Annotated in this window: 15 protein-coding genes; 8 read left to right on the forward strand and 7 right to left on the reverse strand. The window is 49.9% G+C overall.

The window, feature by feature from the left end; genetic code table 11:
• Window positions 1–9 precede the first annotated feature (9 nt).
• On the reverse strand, window positions 10–390 hold the full coding sequence (locus A1359_RS01575; RefSeq protein ID WP_066977017.1) for a group I truncated hemoglobin: 381 nt from the start codon (window positions 388–390) through the stop codon (window positions 10–12).
• 188 nt (window positions 391–578) lie between these two features.
• Here A1359_RS01575 and A1359_RS01580 point away from each other — a divergent pair, with 188 nt between their 5' ends.
• From A1359_RS01580 to A1359_RS01600, 5 genes are all read left to right on the forward strand, one after another.
• Window positions 579–1,205, forward strand: a complete 627-nt coding sequence (locus tag A1359_RS01580; protein ID WP_066977020.1) for a helix-turn-helix transcriptional regulator — start codon at window positions 579–581, stop codon at window positions 1,203–1,205.
• A 264-nt stretch (window positions 1,206–1,469) separates the two neighbouring features.
• A complete protein-coding gene (locus A1359_RS01585; RefSeq protein WP_066977023.1) occupies window positions 1,470–2,192 on the forward strand; it encodes an OmpA family protein in 723 nt (240 codons plus the stop codon).
• A gap of 24 nt (window positions 2,193–2,216) precedes the next feature.
• A complete protein-coding gene (locus A1359_RS01590; protein ID WP_083960438.1) occupies window positions 2,217–2,765 on the forward strand; it encodes a V4R domain-containing protein in 549 nt (182 codons plus the stop codon).
• A gap of 37 nt (window positions 2,766–2,802) precedes the next feature.
• Complete coding sequence (locus A1359_RS01595; RefSeq protein WP_066977026.1) at window positions 2,803–3,213, forward strand: roadblock/LC7 domain-containing protein; 411 nt, start codon at window positions 2,803–2,805, stop codon at window positions 3,211–3,213.
• A gap of 126 nt (window positions 3,214–3,339) precedes the next feature.
• The gene (locus A1359_RS01600) at window positions 3,340–3,678 is read left to right on the forward strand and encodes a roadblock/LC7 domain-containing protein (RefSeq protein WP_232322072.1); all 339 of its coding nucleotides are present in this window, start codon (window positions 3,340–3,342) and stop codon (window positions 3,676–3,678) included.
• 139 nt (window positions 3,679–3,817) lie between these two features.
• Here the strand turns inward: A1359_RS01600 and A1359_RS01605 are convergent, their stop codons facing one another.
• The 4 genes from A1359_RS01605 to A1359_RS01615 all read right to left on the reverse strand — a co-directional run bounded on the left by A1359_RS01605 (window position 3,818) and on the right by A1359_RS01615 (window position 13,634).
• Entirely contained in the window at window positions 3,818–12,526 is an 8,709-nt protein-coding gene (locus tag A1359_RS01605; protein ID WP_066977031.1) for a GH36-type glycosyl hydrolase domain-containing protein, read from the reverse strand.
• Between the two features lie 299 nt (window positions 12,527–12,825).
• Complete coding sequence (locus A1359_RS01610; RefSeq protein WP_066977036.1) at window positions 12,826–12,984, reverse strand: DUF3309 family protein; 159 nt, start codon at window positions 12,982–12,984, stop codon at window positions 12,826–12,828.
• Between the two features lie 78 nt (window positions 12,985–13,062).
• On the reverse strand, window positions 13,063–13,194 hold the full coding sequence (locus A1359_RS21730) for a DUF3096 domain-containing protein (protein WP_083960439.1): 132 nt from the start codon (window positions 13,192–13,194) through the stop codon (window positions 13,063–13,065).
• Between the two features lie 152 nt (window positions 13,195–13,346).
• On the reverse strand, window positions 13,347–13,634 hold the full coding sequence (locus tag A1359_RS01615; RefSeq protein ID WP_066977066.1) for a sll1863 family stress response protein: 288 nt from the start codon (window positions 13,632–13,634) through the stop codon (window positions 13,347–13,349).
• 358 nt (window positions 13,635–13,992) lie between these two features.
• On the opposite strand from A1359_RS01615, the gene A1359_RS01620 reads away from it, so the two are divergent.
• Window positions 13,993–14,562, forward strand: coding sequence for a PAS domain-containing protein (locus A1359_RS01620; RefSeq protein ID WP_066977038.1), 570 nt, complete (start codon window positions 13,993–13,995; stop codon window positions 14,560–14,562).
• A gap of 13 nt (window positions 14,563–14,575) precedes the next feature.
• Here A1359_RS01620 and shc read toward each other — a convergent pair whose 3' ends face one another.
• Entirely contained in the window at window positions 14,576–16,567 is a 1,992-nt protein-coding gene (shc, locus tag A1359_RS01625) for a squalene--hopene cyclase (RefSeq protein ID WP_066977040.1), read from the reverse strand.
• A gap of 455 nt (window positions 16,568–17,022) precedes the next feature.
• Here shc and A1359_RS01630 point away from each other — a divergent pair, with 455 nt between their 5' ends.
• A complete protein-coding gene (locus A1359_RS01630; RefSeq protein ID WP_066977041.1) occupies window positions 17,023–17,745 on the forward strand; it encodes a Crp/Fnr family transcriptional regulator in 723 nt (240 codons plus the stop codon).
• Window positions 17,746–17,862: 117 nt separating this feature from the next.
• On the opposite strand, the gene A1359_RS01635 is transcribed toward A1359_RS01630, so the two are convergent.
• Entirely contained in the window at window positions 17,863–18,198 is a 336-nt protein-coding gene (locus tag A1359_RS01635; RefSeq protein WP_066977044.1) for a small metal-binding protein SmbP, read from the reverse strand.
• A gap of 479 nt (window positions 18,199–18,677) precedes the next feature.
• Here A1359_RS01635 and A1359_RS01640 point away from each other — a divergent pair, with 479 nt between their 5' ends.
• Window positions 18,678–19,385 (forward strand): Crp/Fnr family transcriptional regulator, encoded by a 708-nt coding sequence (locus A1359_RS01640; protein ID WP_066977049.1) that lies wholly within the window; start codon window positions 18,678–18,680, stop codon window positions 19,383–19,385.
• Window positions 19,386–19,629 lie beyond the last annotated feature (244 nt).

The raw sequence follows: 19,629 nt of genomic DNA on the forward strand, positions 1-19,629 counted from the left end.
ATGCGTAAATTAACGACCCAAAATATCGGTACGTGTGCTTTCGGCAATGGCCGCGACTTGGGTGATAAGATTTTCCGGCACATTCAATTCTTGTAAGGTAGTCGTCAAATGTTCCATTACAGCGTCAAAGTGGGAATCATCCAGGCCCATTTTTTTTACCATATGATCATGTGCCTGACGCATGTCTGTACCGGTGTAGTTATTGGGGCCCCCGAATGCCATGGTTAAAAAGGCTTTTTGTTTGGCAGCCTGTTTTTCCATGTCTGATTTATCGAAAAAACGATTGATACGGTAATCACTTAATACCTTGCGGTAAAAAATATCCACGGCAGCATCAACCGCCGCTTCACCGCCAAGTTGTTCGTAAAGAGATGTGCTGGTTTCGCTCATGATGTGTTTCCTGGTTAAGTTAATAATGGATCAAGCGTTTTGGTTCGAGGTCAGGTTAAATTAAAAGTCTATGTTATGCAATAAAAATGTTATATAAGTTTCTTAATATGTATTTATAGCTCTCAATATGCTATGCTTAGACGTTAGATAGATTTCTGATTCTCAATCCACTCATCAGCTTAGGCCCTATGATTACGAAAACCGGCTCACGACAAGAACAGATTTTGACATTGCTATTAAATTCGGCAGAGGGGGCGAGTATTGATGAAATGGCCACTGAAATGGAAATATCCAGAACTGCCGTTAAGCAACATCTAGTCGGTTTGGAAAAACAGCAATTGGTGCAGGAAGCTGCCTTGAATATTACCGGTGGCCGGCCGGCGCGTAGCTATACTTTAACTGAGCAAGGTATCAACCGTTTCCCAAAACAATATGCCTGGTTTTGTAATTTACTGCTAAGTGAACTCTCTGCGGAGTTGGGTGCGGAAGCGTTGGAAAAAATGATGTGGAATATGGGGGTCAAATTGGGGCGTTCTTTGTTGCCTCAATTTAGCCATAAAACCCCACAACAGAAAACGCTTGCATTGATTGATTTGATGCAAAGCCTGGGGTATCACGCTGAACTGCTGCAGCAAGACGGTCAAACCACCATCAAGGCTGTTAATTGTGTCTATCACGATTTAGCCCAGGAACACCCACAGCTGTGTCAGTTTGATCAGGCCTTCATCTCTACTTTGCTGGAACAGCCTATTCAGCAAACAGCCTGTATGGTGAAGAAAGATTGTGATTGTCGCTTCAGAATCAACCCTCAGTAGCATATAGCACCGCCGTTCAGAAAAAGAGCTGCAAAGCTTAATGAATAAGAAATTCCAGCTGTTTTAGTTTTAAGGGAAACTAAAAAGCTTGATTGTGCGTATTACGTTCTAATTTTAGGTGTGTTCGCTGGTTTTTTAATCAAAAAACCAGCGTTGTAAGTCTTGCAAAGTCAATGAGTTAATCTTTCTAAAAATGTTATGTTTATCACTATTTAAATTCAGTTTATAATTTGACTCACTTTAATCTAGATGATAAAGGAAGATATGAGCAAACAAAGCTCGCTTGATTACGATGGATTAGACGGCATTCTTCAATCATCCAGTTCTAAAGCTAGATGGTATCGTTCAGCTTGGATTTTTGCGCTGGCCATCATTCCGCTTATCGGGGCATTTTTATTTTTTAGAGCAAATCCTCAGCAGACCACATCAGCGTTGCCACAGCTGCCCAACAATGCCTCATCCGCAATCAACCATCAAGTGCCGCCAACAGAGGTGCAGCCATTACCGCTTACAACAAGCAGTAATTCAATTAGCCAACAGCAAACCCCAAGCACTCTGGATTCAAATCAGCCTAATGTTCCTGAAATAGTGGCCGAAACAAAACCCACTCAAATCGATGACTCAAAAACCGATGCGCCACCCATGACGTCGACAGAAAGCTTATTTACCCTGCATTTCAGTTTCGACTCCAGTAAACTGAGTGTCTTATCGAAAACCCAACTGACTGACTTGGTTAATGCGGCCAAAAGTTGCCCCAACCGGATCGAGCTGGCCGGGCACACTTGCAATATAGGCAATGCAGCCAGCAATCAAATATTAGGCCTAACAAGAGCTAAGGCAGTAAAAAAACTGTTAATAGCTAACGGCATTGCAGTTCAAAAGATTATTACAGTGTCTCGGGGGATGGATAGGCCCATCACATCTAACGATAGCGTAACAGGACAAAAATTGAATCGCAGGGTCGAACTAACCTGCCAGGATCGATAATCAAATTCTTATAGGACTAAACACATGTTACAAAATACTAAATCCGACTATCAGATTGCCCAGCAGCAAATTTTAGAGGGTATCGTTTCAGGAGAATTTGAGATTGAAAATCGCAAGGATTTAGGGCCATTGATTCCAATACGACTGTTCCAGGCCTTACGCATGGTGGCATTGGGTTCCAATGTCGAAGATATACTGGGACAAGGTGCGCCTTCACTGGTTTATCATTCGGGCCAAAGTTTAGGCTTGGCGATGGGGAAAATTGCAGCGGCCAACATCGACAAGGATCTGGAAACCTATGTTGGAAAAATAAAAATGTTATGTCGTCAACTCAGTATAGGTTTGGTTGTGCCTGATCGAGTTGATTTAAACGCTGGTGTGCTTGAGCTACGTGTAGACGAATGCGTATCTTGTGCAGGTATTCACAACGTCTCAGCCCCCATATGTCATTTCGAGGCCGGTATGGTGGGCGGGATTGTTAAAACATTTTTTAATCGAAATGTCAAAGCCACAGAAACTAAATGTAACGCTCTCGGCGACAAAACCTGTTTAATCCGAGTCGATTTAATGTAATAGACACCATCATGATAATGATATTAGGAGTGCCGCTATGAGTAACATACACCTACTGAATACCCGTAAATCACAATCCAGCGAAATCGATTCTATCCTACGCAACCTGATGAGCATACAAGGTGTCAGCGCTGCTGCAATTATCGATAATGATGGTTTTGTGACCCATATCCACCGAGATTCTGAAGTCAACACCGATGCTATTGGTGCTTCAGTTCAGGTGGTATTTGGTGCGGCGGCTAGATCAGCCGCACATGTCGGCCATCATGGCACCAATATGGTAATTTGTGAAAACACTGAAGGCTATATTTTATCCACACCCATAGATGCAGGCTTCATTCTTGCTTTGGTGACACAGCGCGATGCGTTATTGGGAAGAGTGCGGTTTGAGTTAAAAGAAACCATTCCAGTGCTAAAAAAATTATTTAGCAGTTACCTAGCTAATTAACTCAACTCGCGCTCATCTAATATGCATTGGTTTGAATCACAACTCTTAGCCCTCAATAAGCTTGCTGATAAATATGTAGTTTCACAAAAAAAACCAGCCGCAAACATTGTCAAAAGCAGTGCTGACATGCGGGAAAGTCGCGGCCAATTTATTGAGGCAGTGCAAGCCTTGGTAGACAATGTCAGCAAAGTCAAAGGCATTGCAGCTTGTACCGCATACCATGATGGATTGATTCTTGCCCATTCAAAACAAGCGCTTAATATTGATGCTTTCGGTGCAGCTGTCCAAGAAAGCTTACATGCTGCACAGCAAAGTGCCGAAATGTTAAATCTTGGGGATATTGAACAAATCGTGATTGTCGGCACAACTAATAAAGTCGCCATGCTCAGCGTAGGCCCGCTGATGCTATGTATTGCCTGCCCCAAACATATCAACCTGGCCTCAGCATTGCGTCAAGACATATAAAGAAGCTTCAGCTAAGCCCAATACGTCATCTGGGGATTGCAGACATCTAGCAGCCACAGATGGCAAGCGACAAACAGAGAGCTTGCCATCTGCGGCAAGGTAGATAGTCATAGTCAGCTGCTGAAGTGCTTTGAAACACTCAAGGCCTTGCACCAAGCAGCAGTCTTATTTTATGCAATTGACCATCATCGGTCAGGCTAATACCGTTTGTGTTTAACTGTTCTACGCCATCCAGTTCCAGCGCAAGAATGCCTTGCGTGACAGCGTCAGGATTTTCGACGCTAATGTCATACTGTGAATTACCGTGCCGATAGACCATGCTATAGCTGCGCCAGTCCCTGGGAATACACGGATTGAACAGCAATTGGTCGCCGTGCACCCGCAGTCCCAGCACCCATTCCAGTCCGGCTCGATAAAACCAGCCGGCCGCCCCGGTGTACCAGGTCCAGCCGCCGCGTCGTACATGCGGCGGTTCGGCATAAATATCCGCCGCCAATACATAGGGCTCGACTTTATAAGCGTAAACCCCGGTGCGGGTCGCCGTCCGATTGATTGGATTCAGCATGCTCAGCAATTCCGCAGCCTGATCGCCGTCGCCCAGCATGGCGTAGGCAATCACCGACCAGATCGCGGCATGGGTATATTGACCGCCATTCTCCCGCACACCTGGCGGATAGCTTTTGATATAACCGGGATCGCGCTCGGTTTTGTCGAAGGGCGGCGTAAATAGCAATGCCAAATCATCGCCGTAACGCAGCAGATATTCCCGTACCGAATGCATGGCCCGTCGAGCGCGTTCGGTATCGGCTGCGCCGGAAATCACTCCCCAGCTTTGGGCGATGGCATCGATACGGCATTCGGCGTTGGTGGCGGAGCCTAGCGGCGAGCCGTCATCGAAATAGGCGCGCCGGTACCAGGCCCCGTCCCAACCGTCCGTTTCCACGGCCCGTTTTAATTGTGCGGCGTGCTCCCGCCAGCGTTCGGCTCTTTCAGTTTCGCCTCTGGCCTGCGCCAACGGGATAAATTTATCCAGAGTGGCCATCAGAAACCAGGCCAACCAGACGCTCTCGCCTTGACCCTGATTGCCGACCCGGTTCATGCCGTCGTTCCAGTCGCCGCTGCCCATCAACGGTAGACCGTGTTTGCCGGTTGCCAAACTGATATCCAGCGTACGGGCACAATGCTCGAACAAACTAGCTTGTTGCTGACTGGTCGTCGGTTCGAAATAAAGATCATCCTGTTCCGGCAATAGCACAGCCCCATCCAGGAATGGCAGTGATTCATCCAGCACCGCGACTTCGCCGCTGACCTTAAGATAATGGGCGACCGCATAAGGCAGCCAAATTCTATCGTCGGAAAAACGAGTGCGCACGCCGCGACCGGTCGGCGGATGCCACCAATGTTGCACGTCGCCTTCGTTAAACTGTCGCGCTGCTGCCCGCAGTAAATGCGCACGGGTCAGATCGGGTCGTGTCACCGCCAGCGCCATGCTGTCCTGCAGCTGGTCGCGAAATCCAAAAGCCCCACCCACCTGATAGAACGCGGCTCTGGCCCACATGCGGCAACTCAAGGTTTGGTACAGCAGCCAGCGATTCAACAGCAGATCCAGTTCCCGATCCGGCGTCTTGACCTGCAGCTTGCCGAGTACCTGTTCCCACGACTGTTTCACCTGGGTAAATACGCTTTCAATCGCAACACTTCGATAGCGCTGTATCAGTTCTCGGGCCTGAACCCGGTCAGCGCCTTGCCCCAACAGTAATACGATCTCGATACGTTCATCGGCAGCAAGTTCAATCACCGTTTCCAGCGCTGCGCACGGGTCCAGTCCGGCACCGACGCGGTTGGTCAAGGGAGCACCGCTCAATAAACCGGCGGGTGCATTCAGCTCGCCATTACGGCCGAGGAACTCGCTCCGATTGCCGGTCCAGCCACTCTGCCGACCACATAAGTCGGCGAAAGCCACACGCTGGCCAAATTCAACGCTCCAGGTGTTGGAAGCAAACAGCGCGCCGGTTTCGGCATCCAATTCGGTGAGGATATGCGGCGAAGTCACGCTACGTGAGCTGCCCAGCACCCATTCCAAATAGGCCGCAACCGTCAAGCGGCGGGTTCGACCGGACAAGTTGACCAGGCTCAATGCCGATATTTTCACCGGATCGTCAGGTGCAACAAATTGCAGTAATTCGCTATGAATACCGTGCGAAATGTGTTCGAAACGGCTGTAGCCCTGGCCATGCCGAATCAGATAACTGGCGTTTTCAACTCGAATCGGTGCGATGGTGGGGCTCCATAAGGCGTTACTCTCATCGTCACGCAGATAAAACATCTCGCCCGATGGATCGCAGACCGGATCATTCGACCAAGGCGTCAGCAGGTTTTCGCGGCTGTTGCTGCTCCAGGTGCAACCGCTACCGGTTTCCGAGACCATAAAACCGAACTCGGGTTTGGCGATGACGTTGACCCAGGGAGCCGGCGTCCATTGGCCTTTGTCGAGCACGATTACATATTCGCGGCCATCGTCGGCAAAGCCACCGAGACCGTTGAAAAATTCCAGTGGCGGTATCGGTAAGGCCGGCTCGGCATCCGAGTTAACAGGCAACAGTTTCGGTGGTACAAAGGCGGCAGCGGTGCGGGCATGCCGTAACAGTTGTTCGGCCAGGGTGCCACGATTACTGACCAACACGGCCCGAGCAGCGGTTTGCAACAAGCGCCGTTCTTCGTGTGAAATTTCATCGCCTCGCAGCACAAAAATCGCGCCGGCGTTATCGAGCTCCTGATGTGCCGAGCGGGCCTGATTTTCCCTTAATAAACTCTGCAGCAGATTTTGCAAATCCTCCACATAAGACATCAGTTTTTCGTTCAAAATTACCAGATCGACGGCCAGACCTTTGATACGCCAGTATTCGTGAGCGCGCAATAATTGCTCGACGATAGGTCTATCCTCAGGCTCCGTAACCCTCAACAACACTATGGGTTTATCGCCCGAGATTCCGTGCCGCCACAAGCTCGCCACATTTAGGCTATTCATCTGCATTAATCTGCCTGACGCCCGTAGCGAGGGGTCGGCATACAGCAGTCGGTTCGCCAGATGCTGAAATAACTGTGCCTCGTCCGGTTTGGTGCGTAAATGATGCAATTGCACATGAGCATGCGTCCAGGCCAAGGCCGAGACCCGCTCCCAGGTAACCGGGTTGCGATATTTGTCGGCCAGTTCCAACACCGCTTGTCGCGAATCGGCGACCAGGGTGGTAAAGATTAAATGCACGCTAGATCCGCCGGCAATTCGCACCCGTTTACGCAGGCTGAATATCGGGTCCAGCACACTACCTACCGTGTTACTCAGCGGGCGACCGTCCATGACGGCAATCGGTGTGCGTAGCGATTGCCCGCGTCCGATAAAACGCGCCCGGTCGGTTTCGTATTGTAAGCCGTCGCTGCTTTGCTGATCGGCTAGCACATGCGCCGCCCATATTACCGGATCAGTATCTGCCCTTGGCCTACGATGGGCGATAAGTGCACTCGCCTGTGGCAGATACTCGGTATGAATAAACAGATTGGAAAAGGCCGGATGGGCAATGTCGGCAGCCATGGCCGCCAGTACGATTTCGGCATAGGAGGTGATTTCGATTTCCAGCTCGCCAGGGCCGTTATTGGTCAAACTTAAGCGACGGATTTCCGCATCGTCTTCGGGTGAGACCACAATTTCCAAATTACTAATCAGGCTGCCGTCGCCGCGCGTGATACGAGCGCGATCTTCTAAAAACACTACTTCGTAGTGATCAGGAACCGCCGCGGTAGGCTGGTAACCAGCAGACCAAACCTGACCACTGGCGACATCGCGCAGATAGATATAACTGCCCCAGGCATCCCGGGTCACATCTTCACGCCAGCGGGTTACTGCCAGATTTCGCCACTGGCTATAACCCGATCCTGCGGCGGTCATCATCACACCATAGCGTCCATTGGATAACAGATGCGAAGACGGTATGGCCGACATCGGCGATAACACGCGCCGCACAGGCGGTTGCAAGGTATCGCTGACATCTGAAAGTGCTTGCAGAAACGGTAAGCTGCTGGTGTCCGCGCCACGAGGAATACGTTCCTGCAGTAGCAAACCGGCCGATTGAATCATCGGCGTGTTATGAAAACGATGCCTTATGGCCCCGTCATGCACTACGTTGGAGAAAGCTACCAGCGACATGCCTTGATGATGCGCCATATAGCAACGCACCATCGCCACCTTTTGGCCTTCCGCCAAGCGGATTGGGGTGAAATCCAAGGCCTCATAGAAACCGAAACGCCCCAAAGCGCCGGCCTGTTCCAATTGTGCGAAGTTTTCCACTGCCGCATGCGGCAAATACATGGCAGCCAAGGCCGTGGCGTAAGGCGCAATCACCAAATCTTCGCCCAGGCCGCGTTTCATACCTAAACCCGGTACCCCAAATGCGGAGTATTGATAGGTCAAGGCCAGATCGCGGGCATTGAAGGCCGACTCCGACACTCCCCATGGCACGCCGCGCTGCTTGCCGTATTCTATCTGGCGCTTCACGACCAAGCGGCAGGTTTGATCCAGCAGGCTGTAACGCGGGGTAAAGGTCACCAGAGAAGGCATCAGATATTCGAACATCGAGCCTGACCATGACAACAATAAAGTGCCGTGTGCTGCCCGAGTGACTCGCCGACCCAGATGAAACCAATGCTTACTGGGCACATCGCGTTTGGCAATCGCCACGAAACTGGACAACCGTGCTTCCGATGCCAGCATATCGTAATAACTGGGATCAAGGATGCCTTCCGCCACAGCATAACCCAGCGAGAACAGTTGTCGCTGGTTATCGTATAAAAAGCTAAAATCCATCTCCTGAAACAAACTGTCCAGACGGGTAACCATGTGTCCCAAACGGTTTGTTAGCCATTCAGCTTGGGATTGCGCGTGCTTCAGCCGCATTGTCAGCGCTGTGCGGTCTATAGACGACGACTGCTCGGCGGCGCTAATAGCCTGAATAGCAACCACGGTTTGTGCATAGCAGCCGGCTAGCTTACTGAGCGGCGTGTGCAGATCTAGATGTTTCAATATCTCGGAACTGGACCCATGGTGGTCAGCACCCGAAACAGCATGAATCCAGGGAATCAAACTATCCACATCCCGTGCCTGGGAACGAATATCATCGCAGATCAAGTTAGCCCAGGCCAGTACCTCGCTATCATCCGTATCGCCGCGTTCGGCGGCATAAGCGCGTGCCAGATCCAGCAAACTATCGGCGCAAACCACCAGCTGACGCCAATGCTGTCCCCATTGCGCTGCATTTTCAGCAGGGTTTTGCAGTAACTCACCCAGGACCGACAGTTTTAGTTGTAGCTCTTTTTGGGTGACGGTGAGGGTGCGGCGGTCGGTACTGATGTTTGCCAGCGCCGATATCAGCAAGCTATGCGTATCCACCAGGCCGCTCAAGGCATTGGCTAAATTCAGCGGCTGGGTCAACATTTCCCGACAAGCCTGCGACAAGGCAAGCAAATGCCCGGCTAAATTACCGCTGTCCACGGTCGACACATAGCGGGGTTCCAGGGCACGTAGATCGCGGGTGTCGTACCAGTTATAAAAGTGACCGTGGTGACGTGGCAAACCCTCTAGTGTGGTCAGCGTGGCATCCAACCTATCGACGCTGTCCAGCAGGCCGATCCAGCCGAAATCCCGCGCGGCGACCACCGATAGCAGATACAAACCGAAATTGGTCGGCGAGCTGCGATGGGCAATCACCGGCTGCGGATCTTCCTGAAAATTATCCGGCGGCAGAAAGTGCTCCTGCGCCGTCACAAAGGTGGTGAAAAACCGCCAGATACGCCTGCCGATCAAACGCAGTTGTAGACTATCTTCGGGGAGCAACGATTCGGCCAGATCAAGTCTGGGCGGCAGACTTAAGGCGCGGGCGACAAAGGGGGCCAGCCACCATAGCAACAAAAACGGTGCGGCACCGACGATGCCGCTGGGGTTGACCAACAGTATCAAGGCAGCTGAACCTATCACGACGCTGGATGAATGGCTCAAGGGCCGAATCAGACTTTTAAGGGTATGTCCTGTGTTTGATTTGGTCTGTAAGGCGGTCACCCACTTTAACAATTTTCGGCGGGTAATAAACAGCCTGACCAGGGTGTGGCCGATGGCATCGGTCATTAGCCAGGCCTGTTGCGAAAGCAACGTCAGCGCTACCAGACAATTGCCGGCTGCCCAGAGTATATTTTCCGCGGCGGTACGTAGATGAGTAGACCAGGAAATACCTCGTCGCAACGAGGTAAAGCTGCCGGCAATAGCCAGAAATACCGGAAAGGCCAAGGCCGTCAGTACGAATCCGATTAGAACGGCTGGCGCATGTGGAATCACCCAACTGGCTACCAGCAAGGTAAAGGCCGCAGGGGCCGACAGTGATCGGCGTAAATTATCCAGCATTTTCCAACGGCCAATCATCGGCATACCCTTGCCGCCGGCACCGAAGATCCAGGGCAATAACTGCCAATCGCCTCTCACCCAACGATGTTCGCGCAAAGCTGCTACTTCGGTATGTGAGGGAAATTCCTCGAAAAACTCGATATCGCTGACCAGTGCGCAACGCACATAGACGCTTTCGAACAAATCGTGACTGAGCTGGGTGTTTTCCGGCACCCGTCCGGCCAGTGCCGCTTCGAAACTGTCTACGTGATACAAACCTTTGCCACTGTAAGTACCCATGGCAAATAAATCCTGGTACAGCTCGGATACGCTGCTGGAGTAGGCGTCGGTGCCGGACGCACCGGAAAAAATCTGGTGAAACATCGAACGTTCTTGCTGTTGTGGCAAGGTCGGCGTCACGCGAGGTTGCAACAGGCCGTAGCCATCTACCACCCGCTGTTGAATCGGATCAAATACCGGACGATTCAACGGATGAGCTGCGACACCTACCAATTGCGAGACCGCGCCCATCGGTAATTTGGTGTCGTCATCCAGCGTGATGACGTAACACACATCAGCCGGTGCAACCGCAGGCTGACCATCAATCGCCAGAAAAGAGGTGTCGGTCGCGCCGCGTAACAAGCGATTGAATTCATGCAATTTACCGCGCTTGCGTTCCCAGCCCATCCATTTACCTTCGCTTGCGTTCCATAAGCGCTTACGTTGAAACACAAAAAAGCGTTGCTGGCCGTACTTGGTGTTTAATGCTGTGACTGCTGTCATGGCAATTTTCAGCAGTTTAATATCGTTCGGCATGCTTTCCTGGTCGGCATCCGCCCAATCGGATATCAAGGCAAAGCGTATCTCACCACCCGGATTGGCTAAATAGCGAATCTCCATCTGCTCAACTTGTTGCTTGACTCTGTGCTCATCGACAAATAACGTCGGCACTACCACAAAGGTGCTTAGTGCCTGCGGTACCTCGCCTTGTAAATCAAGTCGCGGCAGATGAGTGGGCGGCAGACCGGTAATGATGAAATGATTGATCAAGCCGACGGCGATATCCGACGCTGGAAAAATGCCAAGCAAGCCCAGCACAATCAGCGCAAACCCACTAAGTCCTGCCACAATGCAGGCAGCCAAAGGCAGTGCCAGTAATATCAGACTCAATAGACCAACACTACTCACATAAGCCAAGCCGGCATGCGCAATATAAGCCCGTAACAGCCATTGCTTGAGTGTAGGCCGATAGCCCACTTCCGGTTCAAACCTATAGCGGCCTGGGCCTATCAGGTAGTAGCCGGGATCCTGTCGTTGACTTTCCGTCTGCCCGGATTCTGCGGCTAAACGGACTTTGTCTATGACTATGCCGGCAATTTGTAATTCCGTGTGCGGCGAGCGTTTGGCCAATTCCTCAATCGCATGCCGGTATCTATCCCGGGTCAGAAAGTCCATGCCGGCGTAACCGTGGTGGTCGCGTAAACAGCGTTCCACCAAGCTGACACCCTCCACAAACTGTGGCCAATCGAATGCCGAAATGGCCCGCATGCTGGTAATGATATTGCGCATGGTCAGATTATCGGCCACCTGATCGGCGTGTTCCCGATGCACAATATCTTCCAGGCTGGCGTCTTGCTGTTCAAGCCAGTCATTTAGAAAATCGAGAGAAAGCATGGCCCCTGAATGCGGATCGTGCGAACGCTGTAGAATTTGCACCACATAGGCCTGACACAAGGCAGCCTCTGGTAATACTCCAACGGCTAGTTCCGATGCCAGTGTATCGCCACGGGTAGCCATTTGTTCAAACTGATCGACAAACTTGTCAGCCAGCCGTCGACCGTTTTGAGAGCGCATGACTCTCACTGCCAATCGTCGCAAGTTTTCGATCAACAAAACCCGTAAGGTAATCGGAATCGCCCAAAGCTCACCCAGTGTGAGTGGCTCGACGTTTTGATAGGCACGTACGAACAGGCACAGTAATTCCGGCACGAAACGACTGTCGGTATGTGCTACCAAAGCCCAGGCTATACCATAAACGCGCGGGAAACCGGCTAATGTGCCTTCCGCCAACTTAGGTAATTCCTGGTAATAACTTTCCGGCAAATCGACATGGATGTCGCTGACTTGTTCTTCTATAACATGAGCATTATCCAATAACCATTCTGCTGCCGGGGTAATGGCATGTTGCTGACGTACCTCCAGTGTTACGGCTTTATGTGCCTCCAGCAATACTAGTGCATTCTCGCGCACACGCGGAATCAGGGTGCGATATTTAGTTAAGCGGCCGACTTTTTGGGCTTTTGCCAAACTTAGTGCATGCTGTTCCAGACGTTCGTTACTGAATAATTCAAAACGAATAGGCTCTTCCTCGCCGCCTGGGTGATCGATTCTGACATGACGTCTTTGATCTCGCCGCTTGGACATGAATGGGTTCTCCGATTTTGAATAATAAACAAAGGCTGACCAACAAAGATTCATTTGGCGGACACTGCCGCCGAATCGAATAGTCAACGCAGCATGGCGAGTGATCCCTGTTTTGCCCTAACTTGTGGGCGCCAAGGCTTGTGATCACATGCAGTGTTAAATGACTGTTTAGGGGGTGTCGAACAGCTGGTTAAGCAATTTCGCGAGTCAACCTAAAAGCAGGTTGGCTAGCTTCTAGAACCGGCTATAGACTTTAGTGGTATAAAGACTTGAGCGACTTAAAGGGTATGCACGACAGCTTAAATTTTGCCCAATAACAGCAAAACCAGCAGAATAATCACTACCAAGCCCAGTCCACTGGTGGGTCTATAACCCCATGACCGACTATGCGGCCAGACGGGAATTACACCAAGCAGCATCAGGACTAAAATGACGAGTAAAATGGTACTAATCGACATGGCAAAACTCCTAAGAAAACAAAATTACAAGTCAACCGATAACAAAACGGTTTGCGCTTGGTTAGCACACAGCTGTTTTTAAGGATGTATCAGGCCCAAAATCCCCACAACGATCAAATACACAGCCACGAAATAATTTAAAAACCTTGGTACCGCCAAGATTAAAATACCCATTACCAGCGCCAGTATAGGTTCGAGTGCAATATTCATATCAACTCCTGAAAATGTTATTTGATTACAGCTTAACTCTGAAATTGGTCGCAGTCTGTACGCTATCGAACATAGGTTTACTGTTAGAGAAAGCCGCTATACCTTGCAGTAATTAAAAGGACTATTCTAAATAATCACCGTGTGCCGATATGTCATTTGAATTTGGCTGCAACGGCACTCAAACCGGTTCTCAATTCATCCCAGATGCTATCGGCTGTATGTTTCAGTTCTTCCCAGGCCTCGCCACGGGACTCTTCCAGTTCTTGCATTTTTTCGATTGCAGCAGCTTGTTTGCTGCGCAACCCCTCAATATTCTCGACACAACTTTGCTTCACGAGATCACTGGCTTTGTCGGCTTTCTCGGTCAGTACGTCAATCTCAGCACTCAACTCTTTAAGTTCTGTAGCAAGAATTTCTATGTACTCGTTTTTTGTTTTCATGATGTGCTCTTTGCTGTTGTTAGGTTTGAGAGATTGATGTGCGTCGGTGTATTCGCTTAAATCCAGCATAGCGGCAATTTTGAATGGCGTCGGTACGCTAGCGCACATACAAAAGCAAAAGATAGCTGATAGCCTAGCCCCGCAATATTGTTTATTATCGGTTAGCACGAATTCTACTCGTCAATTCAAGCGCTATTGCCGCATACTTGTTACCGCTGGCGCTGCCGGCATTAGCACACATAAGCACCGGTTAACGTAAAATAGGTTTGAATACCAGATAGATTATTAAAAACAAACGGGTTTCCGTCGCTATGACAACAGTGACTATCGGCGTCAGTTCTAATTAGGAAGAATAAATATGAAGCAAACATGGGACGGCATTGAACGACGAAAATCGCTGAGGGCACAGGCAGAAGCTCTAGTTGCCAGTTTATCCCCGCAAGAGCCATCAGCTAAACATACAGAAGTATTGCTGCATGAACTTCTGGTACACAAAGTCGAGCTGGAAATGCAGAATGAGGAGTTGCGTAACACCCATATCGCCTTGGCACAAGCACTGGAACGCTATGCGGATCTGTATGAGTTTGCCCCGGTGGGCTACATCAGCATTGATCAGGACGATAAGATCAGCGAAATCAATCTGGCCGGGGCTACCCTGCTGGGTATTGATCGCAGCAAGCTGACTCATAGCCGTTTCTCTAAGCTTGTCGCGCCACAGGATAGCGACGACTGGTATCGCTGCTTTCGCAAGATGATGGCATCTTCTACTTTAGAAAAACACTCATTCAGCTTGAATATGCTACGAGCCGATGGCGCAGTGTTTTACGCCCATCTCGATTGCCTGCGCAGGGATTCAGTGGATTTGCAGCCCATGTTGTGGGTGGCTTTGACCGATATCAGTCAAAATAAGCTTGCCGAGCCGGGATAGTCTATCGCGGCTATTAACTACCGTCATGCTGCATTTCCTCAGCGACTTTCACAAATCGTTGATTGCGATAGCGCGCCAGTGCCCAGAGTGGGAAGAATTTATCGTAGCCGTGGTATTTCAGATAAAAAAACTTCGGAAAGCCGGGCGCGTTAAAGCTATCGTCGTGCCAGAAGCCATCGGCCTGCTGGGTTTTTAACAAATGCTGCACGCCGGACTCGACTGCCGGGCTTTGTGTTTCGCCAGCCGACAGCAGGGCCAGTATTGCCAGTGCGGTATGAAAGGCCGTGCTGGTATCGGCTTCACCACGCACGCTTGCATCGTGATAGCTGAGATTGTCCTCGCCCCAGCCGCCGTCTGAGTGTTGTTTGGATTTCAACCAAATAACGGCCTTTTGTATGCCGGGGTCGTTCCGGGGTATGCCGGCTGCTTCATAACCGTATAGTACTGACCAGGTGCCATAAATGTAATTGGTGCCCCAGCGTCCGAACCAGGAACCATCGTTTTCCTGTTGAGCACGTAAATAGGCAATGCACTTATCAATGATGGCTTGGTATTGTGGGTTTTGTTTGACCAACTGGCTTAACAACATCATGCAGCGACCGCTAACATCCGCTGTTGGTGGGTCTAATAGGGCACCGTGATCGGCAAACGGTATTTGGTTTAGATAATAAGAGGTATTGTCGGCGTCGAAAGCGCCATAGCCGCCATTTCTGGATTGCATGCCGGCAATCCAGACGCCGGCTCGCTGGATATTTTCGGCAAATATCTGATCATGGGCTTGCAACATAGCCACGGCAACCACTGCCGTATCGTCGACATCGGGGTAATAACTATTACCGAACTGGAATGCCCAGCCGCCGCCCGCCAGATGGGGTCGCTGAATTTGCCAGTCGCCCGGTTCGTCCCGCAATTGCTTGCCTGCCAGCCAATGCAAGGCAGTTGCCAGAGCTTGTTGGGTTTGCGGATCGCTGGCCTGGTGATCGACTTCCTGCAAGGTTAGTGCCGCCAAGCCGGTATCCCAAATCGGCGATACGCAGGGTTGGCAATAGGCCGAGTCATGTTTGACGACCAGTAATTTATCGATGGCGGCTCTGGCTATCTGCCTTTGCGGATCGTCTGCCGGCACCCCCAGATAATCCATCACTTCATAAGCGCTCACCATGGCGGTAAAAATTGCCCCCAGACCGTCGATGCCATTCAAACGGGCCATAAACCAGTTGTGTGCTTTGGCGGTGGCCTTGCGGCGGATGCCATCGGGGATGAAACTTTCCAGTCGCTGGCCGAGGCGATCCAGCAGCAAAATCGCCTTGCCCAGCGGCGTTTTGACGTGAGAAAAGTAATTTTTCTCCTGGTCAGGCGGAATCAGAAATAGCTCGGACACGCCAATTTTGCCCGGATTTCGCGCCTTGACCTTATAACTGCACAGAATGGACAGCGGCACCATTACAGTACGCGACCAATAAGATACTTTATCGATATGAAACGGAAACCATTTGGGTAATAGCATGATTTCCACCGGTAGGAAGGGTGTGGCGCGCCAGGGGACTTGCTCGAACATGGCCAGCATGATGCGGGTGAACACATTGGCTTGGGCTGCACCGCCTTGAGCTCTTATCCACTCGCCAGCCATAAGCAGGGTAGGGGATAGTATGTCATCACCGGCTAATTTCAGAGCATAATAGACCTTGATCGTACAACTGATATCGCCGGCACCGCCTTTGTATAAAGGATAACTACCGTCCGGGTTTTGTTGCCCGCGTAGAAAGTTGGCAATTTTGCTCTGCAAGACTGGGTCGATTTCGTCCAGGTAATGCATCATCAGGATGTATTCGGCCGGAATGGTGCAATCGGCCTCCAATTCAAATACCCAAAACCCTTGTTGATTTTGCAGGCCTAGCAATTGTATTTTGGCTAGCTCAATCGCAGCCTCTAGAGCAGATGCCGAGAGAGGCACTACAGTGTCAATGGCATCTTGATTGGGATATAAAAGGTTTTTGATTAGCATGAAAGGTTGTACTCTGAGTTCATTTTTTGCTCGGTCTGTCTGACGGCTTCCGCAACGCTGTAACAGTCAAAAAAAACCGCAGCAACTAACAGATTTGCTACGGCGAGGGGCCTGTAGGGCCGTGAAGACTGTCTGGCATGTGAGTCATTGCAAATCATGTTTGGCAAACCAAGCCGTAGGTATTTTCCTTCAGCATAAACAACTCTAGCAAAGTCGTCTGTTCGGTATCGAACATAGGGTTATTTTCTGCAACGTGACTTTACAGGCTCAGTTTACAACTCACAGTCGGCAGCCGTTGCTCGTAACAGCGCAGGCAAATGTTTGAGCGGCAAATTGAATACCTAGCTGGCATGTGGTATATCCTAGAGTCAGAATTTTAATTTCACCTAAACTCGCTGGTAACTCGTCATTCAATTTGCGTCGTTTCGTTGTGTAACCCGATTAATACTCTTTTTATGACCGACCCGAACAGTCTTTGCCAGAACCAATTACTACAAGCAATGCCTGCCGAGGCATACGAATTGCTACTCCCGCATCTTGAACTGGTTGACATGAAACTCGGTGAAGTCCTATACGAATCCGGCGGTGAGTTGTGTCACGTCTATTTCCCAACAAATTGCATCGTCTCGCTGTTGTATGTGATGGAAAACGGTTCGTCGGCGGAAATTGCAGTGGTCGGTAACGATGGTATTGTTGGTGTAGCGGTGTTCATGGGTGGTGGCACTATGCCCAATCGGGCTGTGGTGCAAAGTGCCGGGCAGGCGTATCGCTTGCGCGGCCAGCTACTCATGCAGGCATTCAATCAGCACGGAACGATACATCATCTGCTGTTGCGTTATACCCAGGCGCTGATTACCCAAATGGCGCAGACCGCTGTCTGCAATCGACATCATTCAATCGATCAACAACTGTGTCGCTGGTTGCTGCTTAGCCTGGATCGATTGTCCACTAACGAATTGACCATGACTCAGGAATTAATCGCCAATATGCTGGGCGTCCGCAGAGAAGGTGTCACGGAAGCCGCCGGCAAATTGCAAGACGCCGGTTTGATTCATTACAGTCGGGGGCGTATCCTGGTGCTGGATAGGCCGGGCTTGGAAGCCCGCGTTTGCGAATGTTACCAAGTGGTCAAAATCGAATCCGATCGACTTCTCCCTGCTCTCACAAAAGTAATCTGATGTCTTGCATGATAATTAATGTCTTGCCAGCAGTTAGCGTAAATCTGCAAGTACAAACGACAGTTGAAGCAGCAGCGGTAGCTATACTAAGCTACCGCCTCAGGTCTGACTAAAGCCTTATTTTTTTTGCATTTCTACAACGGCTTTTTCCAGTAACGAAACACCTTCCGGCACATTACCCGCTTTGCCTGCTTTCAAAGCGGATTTAATTTTGGAGTTAGCTCGTTGTAAACGAATAGAACTGCCCTGATCGTTTTGTTCGCTTAATGCCTCCAATGCAATAGTGGTACTGTCAACAAATGCTTGCGCATCGCCTTTGGCACCCACCTCAATCGCGTTATTGGTTAAAGCAATCAGGTTGGTAAAACTTTCGTTTAATGGACTACCGGCAGCTAGCGCACCCACTGAAAATAAAGATAAAAGTAACGCTATAAAAAAATATTTGGTTTTCATGTAATTCTCCACATTTCTATCGACTAAAAACGCACATGGATACATTCTGGCGATGGGCTACTAAAAGCCTCTCAAGGGATATCGCATAGTGCGCGAATGAAACCGTCTTGAATAAATAAACAAATTTATTTGAAGCTTATTGATCGCTTATTTACATTTTCGGTTGTCGGGTGGTTTTCACCAGACTATGGTTAGATTACTGCAGCCCAGTACTACAGTCTGTTCGCTAACGTACAGACATCCATTTTCTTAAGCTAATCTATTCAGCCTAATTTGGTTTTTAAACTTAACCGATAGCTGAGCATCGATATCCCCCCGGAATATTAGGTGCGCTAGCAGACAGACAGCAAAGTCTTTCTTCGCTAGGCTGTGCTAATTCAGGTTGTTTTCTTATTTGGTCACCGCGAGCGCTGGTTTGATAGGGATGCCGATTTTTTAACCCGTTTGTTGCTAGTCATCAAAATCACCGGAGCGTGTCTGTGTTAACTAACCAAGCTGTTTCTAGTGTTAATCATCTGTTGACTATCCTGCCGGATGTAGATCGTGAAAGGCTAATTGCAATTAGTGAACCCGTCGAACTGAGTTTTGCCGAGGTGCTCTATAGCGCAGGAGACGCTATTCCACACGTGTATTTCCCGACCGGTGCATTCATCTCTTTGCTAACACCCGTTAGCGCCGATACCGGCTTGGAAGTGGGCTTGGTTGGTAGAGAAGGGGTACTTGGCGTTACTCTGATGCTGGGCATAGCGATCGCGCCATTTCAAGCGCGGGTACAGGGAGCAGGCGCTGCATTGCGGATAAACACTGCTTTGTTTCTGCACGAACTTGACCAGAGTTTAGCCTTACGGCAAGTATTAAAACGCTATTTGTACGTGTCGATGCGTCAACTCGCACAAAGCGCTACTTGTAATCGCTTCCATCTAGTGGCGGCGCGTTTGGCGCGTTGGTTATTGATGACGCATGACCGCTCCGACACGGATACCTTTCATGTAACACATGTATTTCTGGCCTATATTTTAGGCGTGCGGCGCGTCGGCATCACTAAAGCTGCTCATTCGTTGCAGCAGCAAAAGTTGATTAGTTATCGACGCGGGGATATTACGATTTTGGACCGCACCGGCTTGAAAGCTCTGGCTTGTACCTGTTATCAAATCGATTTGGAAACCTATAGAAGTAACTTAGGCTAGCTTCCATCCGTCCTGAAATACCCAATCAGCCTTTGTGTAACTCACCTTTTTGGGTTCTGGCAATCCCTGCGGGAGCGACGATGTTTTGCATGGGGATTTCTATTCGAGAGGTGATTCCAAGCCAAATCCTAAGCCTCAAATACAATATTTGTACATGTCCTTCCTGTGACGGTGAAACTTCATGTCGGCGTGCAAAATATGCGAGGTCTATTTGTATGCTTGAGTGTCACTGCCATTAAGTTAA

Origin of the sequence: Methylomonas lenta, assembly GCF_001644015.1 — a bacterium.
GTDB lineage: Bacteria > Pseudomonadota > Gammaproteobacteria > Methylococcales > Methylomonadaceae > Methylomonas > Methylomonas lenta.

Coding starts and splice junctions, on each gene's coding strand:
- A1359_RS01575 (WP_066977017.1), bottom strand. CDS start 390: ATGAGCGAAACCAGCACATCTCTTTACGAACAACTTGGCGGTGAAGCG.
- A1359_RS01580 (WP_066977020.1), top strand. CDS start 579: ATGATTACGAAAACCGGCTCACGACAAGAACAGATTTTGACATTGCTA.
- A1359_RS01585 (WP_066977023.1), top strand. CDS start 1,470: ATGAGCAAACAAAGCTCGCTTGATTACGATGGATTAGACGGCATTCTT.
- A1359_RS01590 (WP_083960438.1), top strand. CDS start 2,217: ATGTTACAAAATACTAAATCCGACTATCAGATTGCCCAGCAGCAAATT.
- A1359_RS01595 (WP_066977026.1), top strand. CDS start 2,803: ATGAGTAACATACACCTACTGAATACCCGTAAATCACAATCCAGCGAA.
- A1359_RS01600 (WP_232322072.1), top strand. CDS start 3,340: ATGCGGGAAAGTCGCGGCCAATTTATTGAGGCAGTGCAAGCCTTGGTA.
- A1359_RS01605 (WP_066977031.1), bottom strand. CDS start 12,526: ATGTCCAAGCGGCGAGATCAAAGACGTCATGTCAGAATCGATCACCCA.
- A1359_RS01610 (WP_066977036.1), bottom strand. CDS start 12,984: ATGTCGATTAGTACCATTTTACTCGTCATTTTAGTCCTGATGCTGCTT.
- A1359_RS21730 (WP_083960439.1), bottom strand. CDS start 13,194: ATGAATATTGCACTCGAACCTATACTGGCGCTGGTAATGGGTATTTTA.
- A1359_RS01615 (WP_066977066.1), bottom strand. CDS start 13,634: ATGAAAACAAAAAACGAGTACATAGAAATTCTTGCTACAGAACTTAAA.
- A1359_RS01620 (WP_066977038.1), top strand. CDS start 13,993: ATGAAGCAAACATGGGACGGCATTGAACGACGAAAATCGCTGAGGGCA.
- shc (WP_066977040.1), bottom strand. CDS start 16,567: ATGCTAATCAAAAACCTTTTATATCCCAATCAAGATGCCATTGACACT.
- A1359_RS01630 (WP_066977041.1), top strand. CDS start 17,023: ATGACCGACCCGAACAGTCTTTGCCAGAACCAATTACTACAAGCAATG.
- A1359_RS01635 (WP_066977044.1), bottom strand. CDS start 18,198: ATGAAAACCAAATATTTTTTTATAGCGTTACTTTTATCTTTATTTTCA.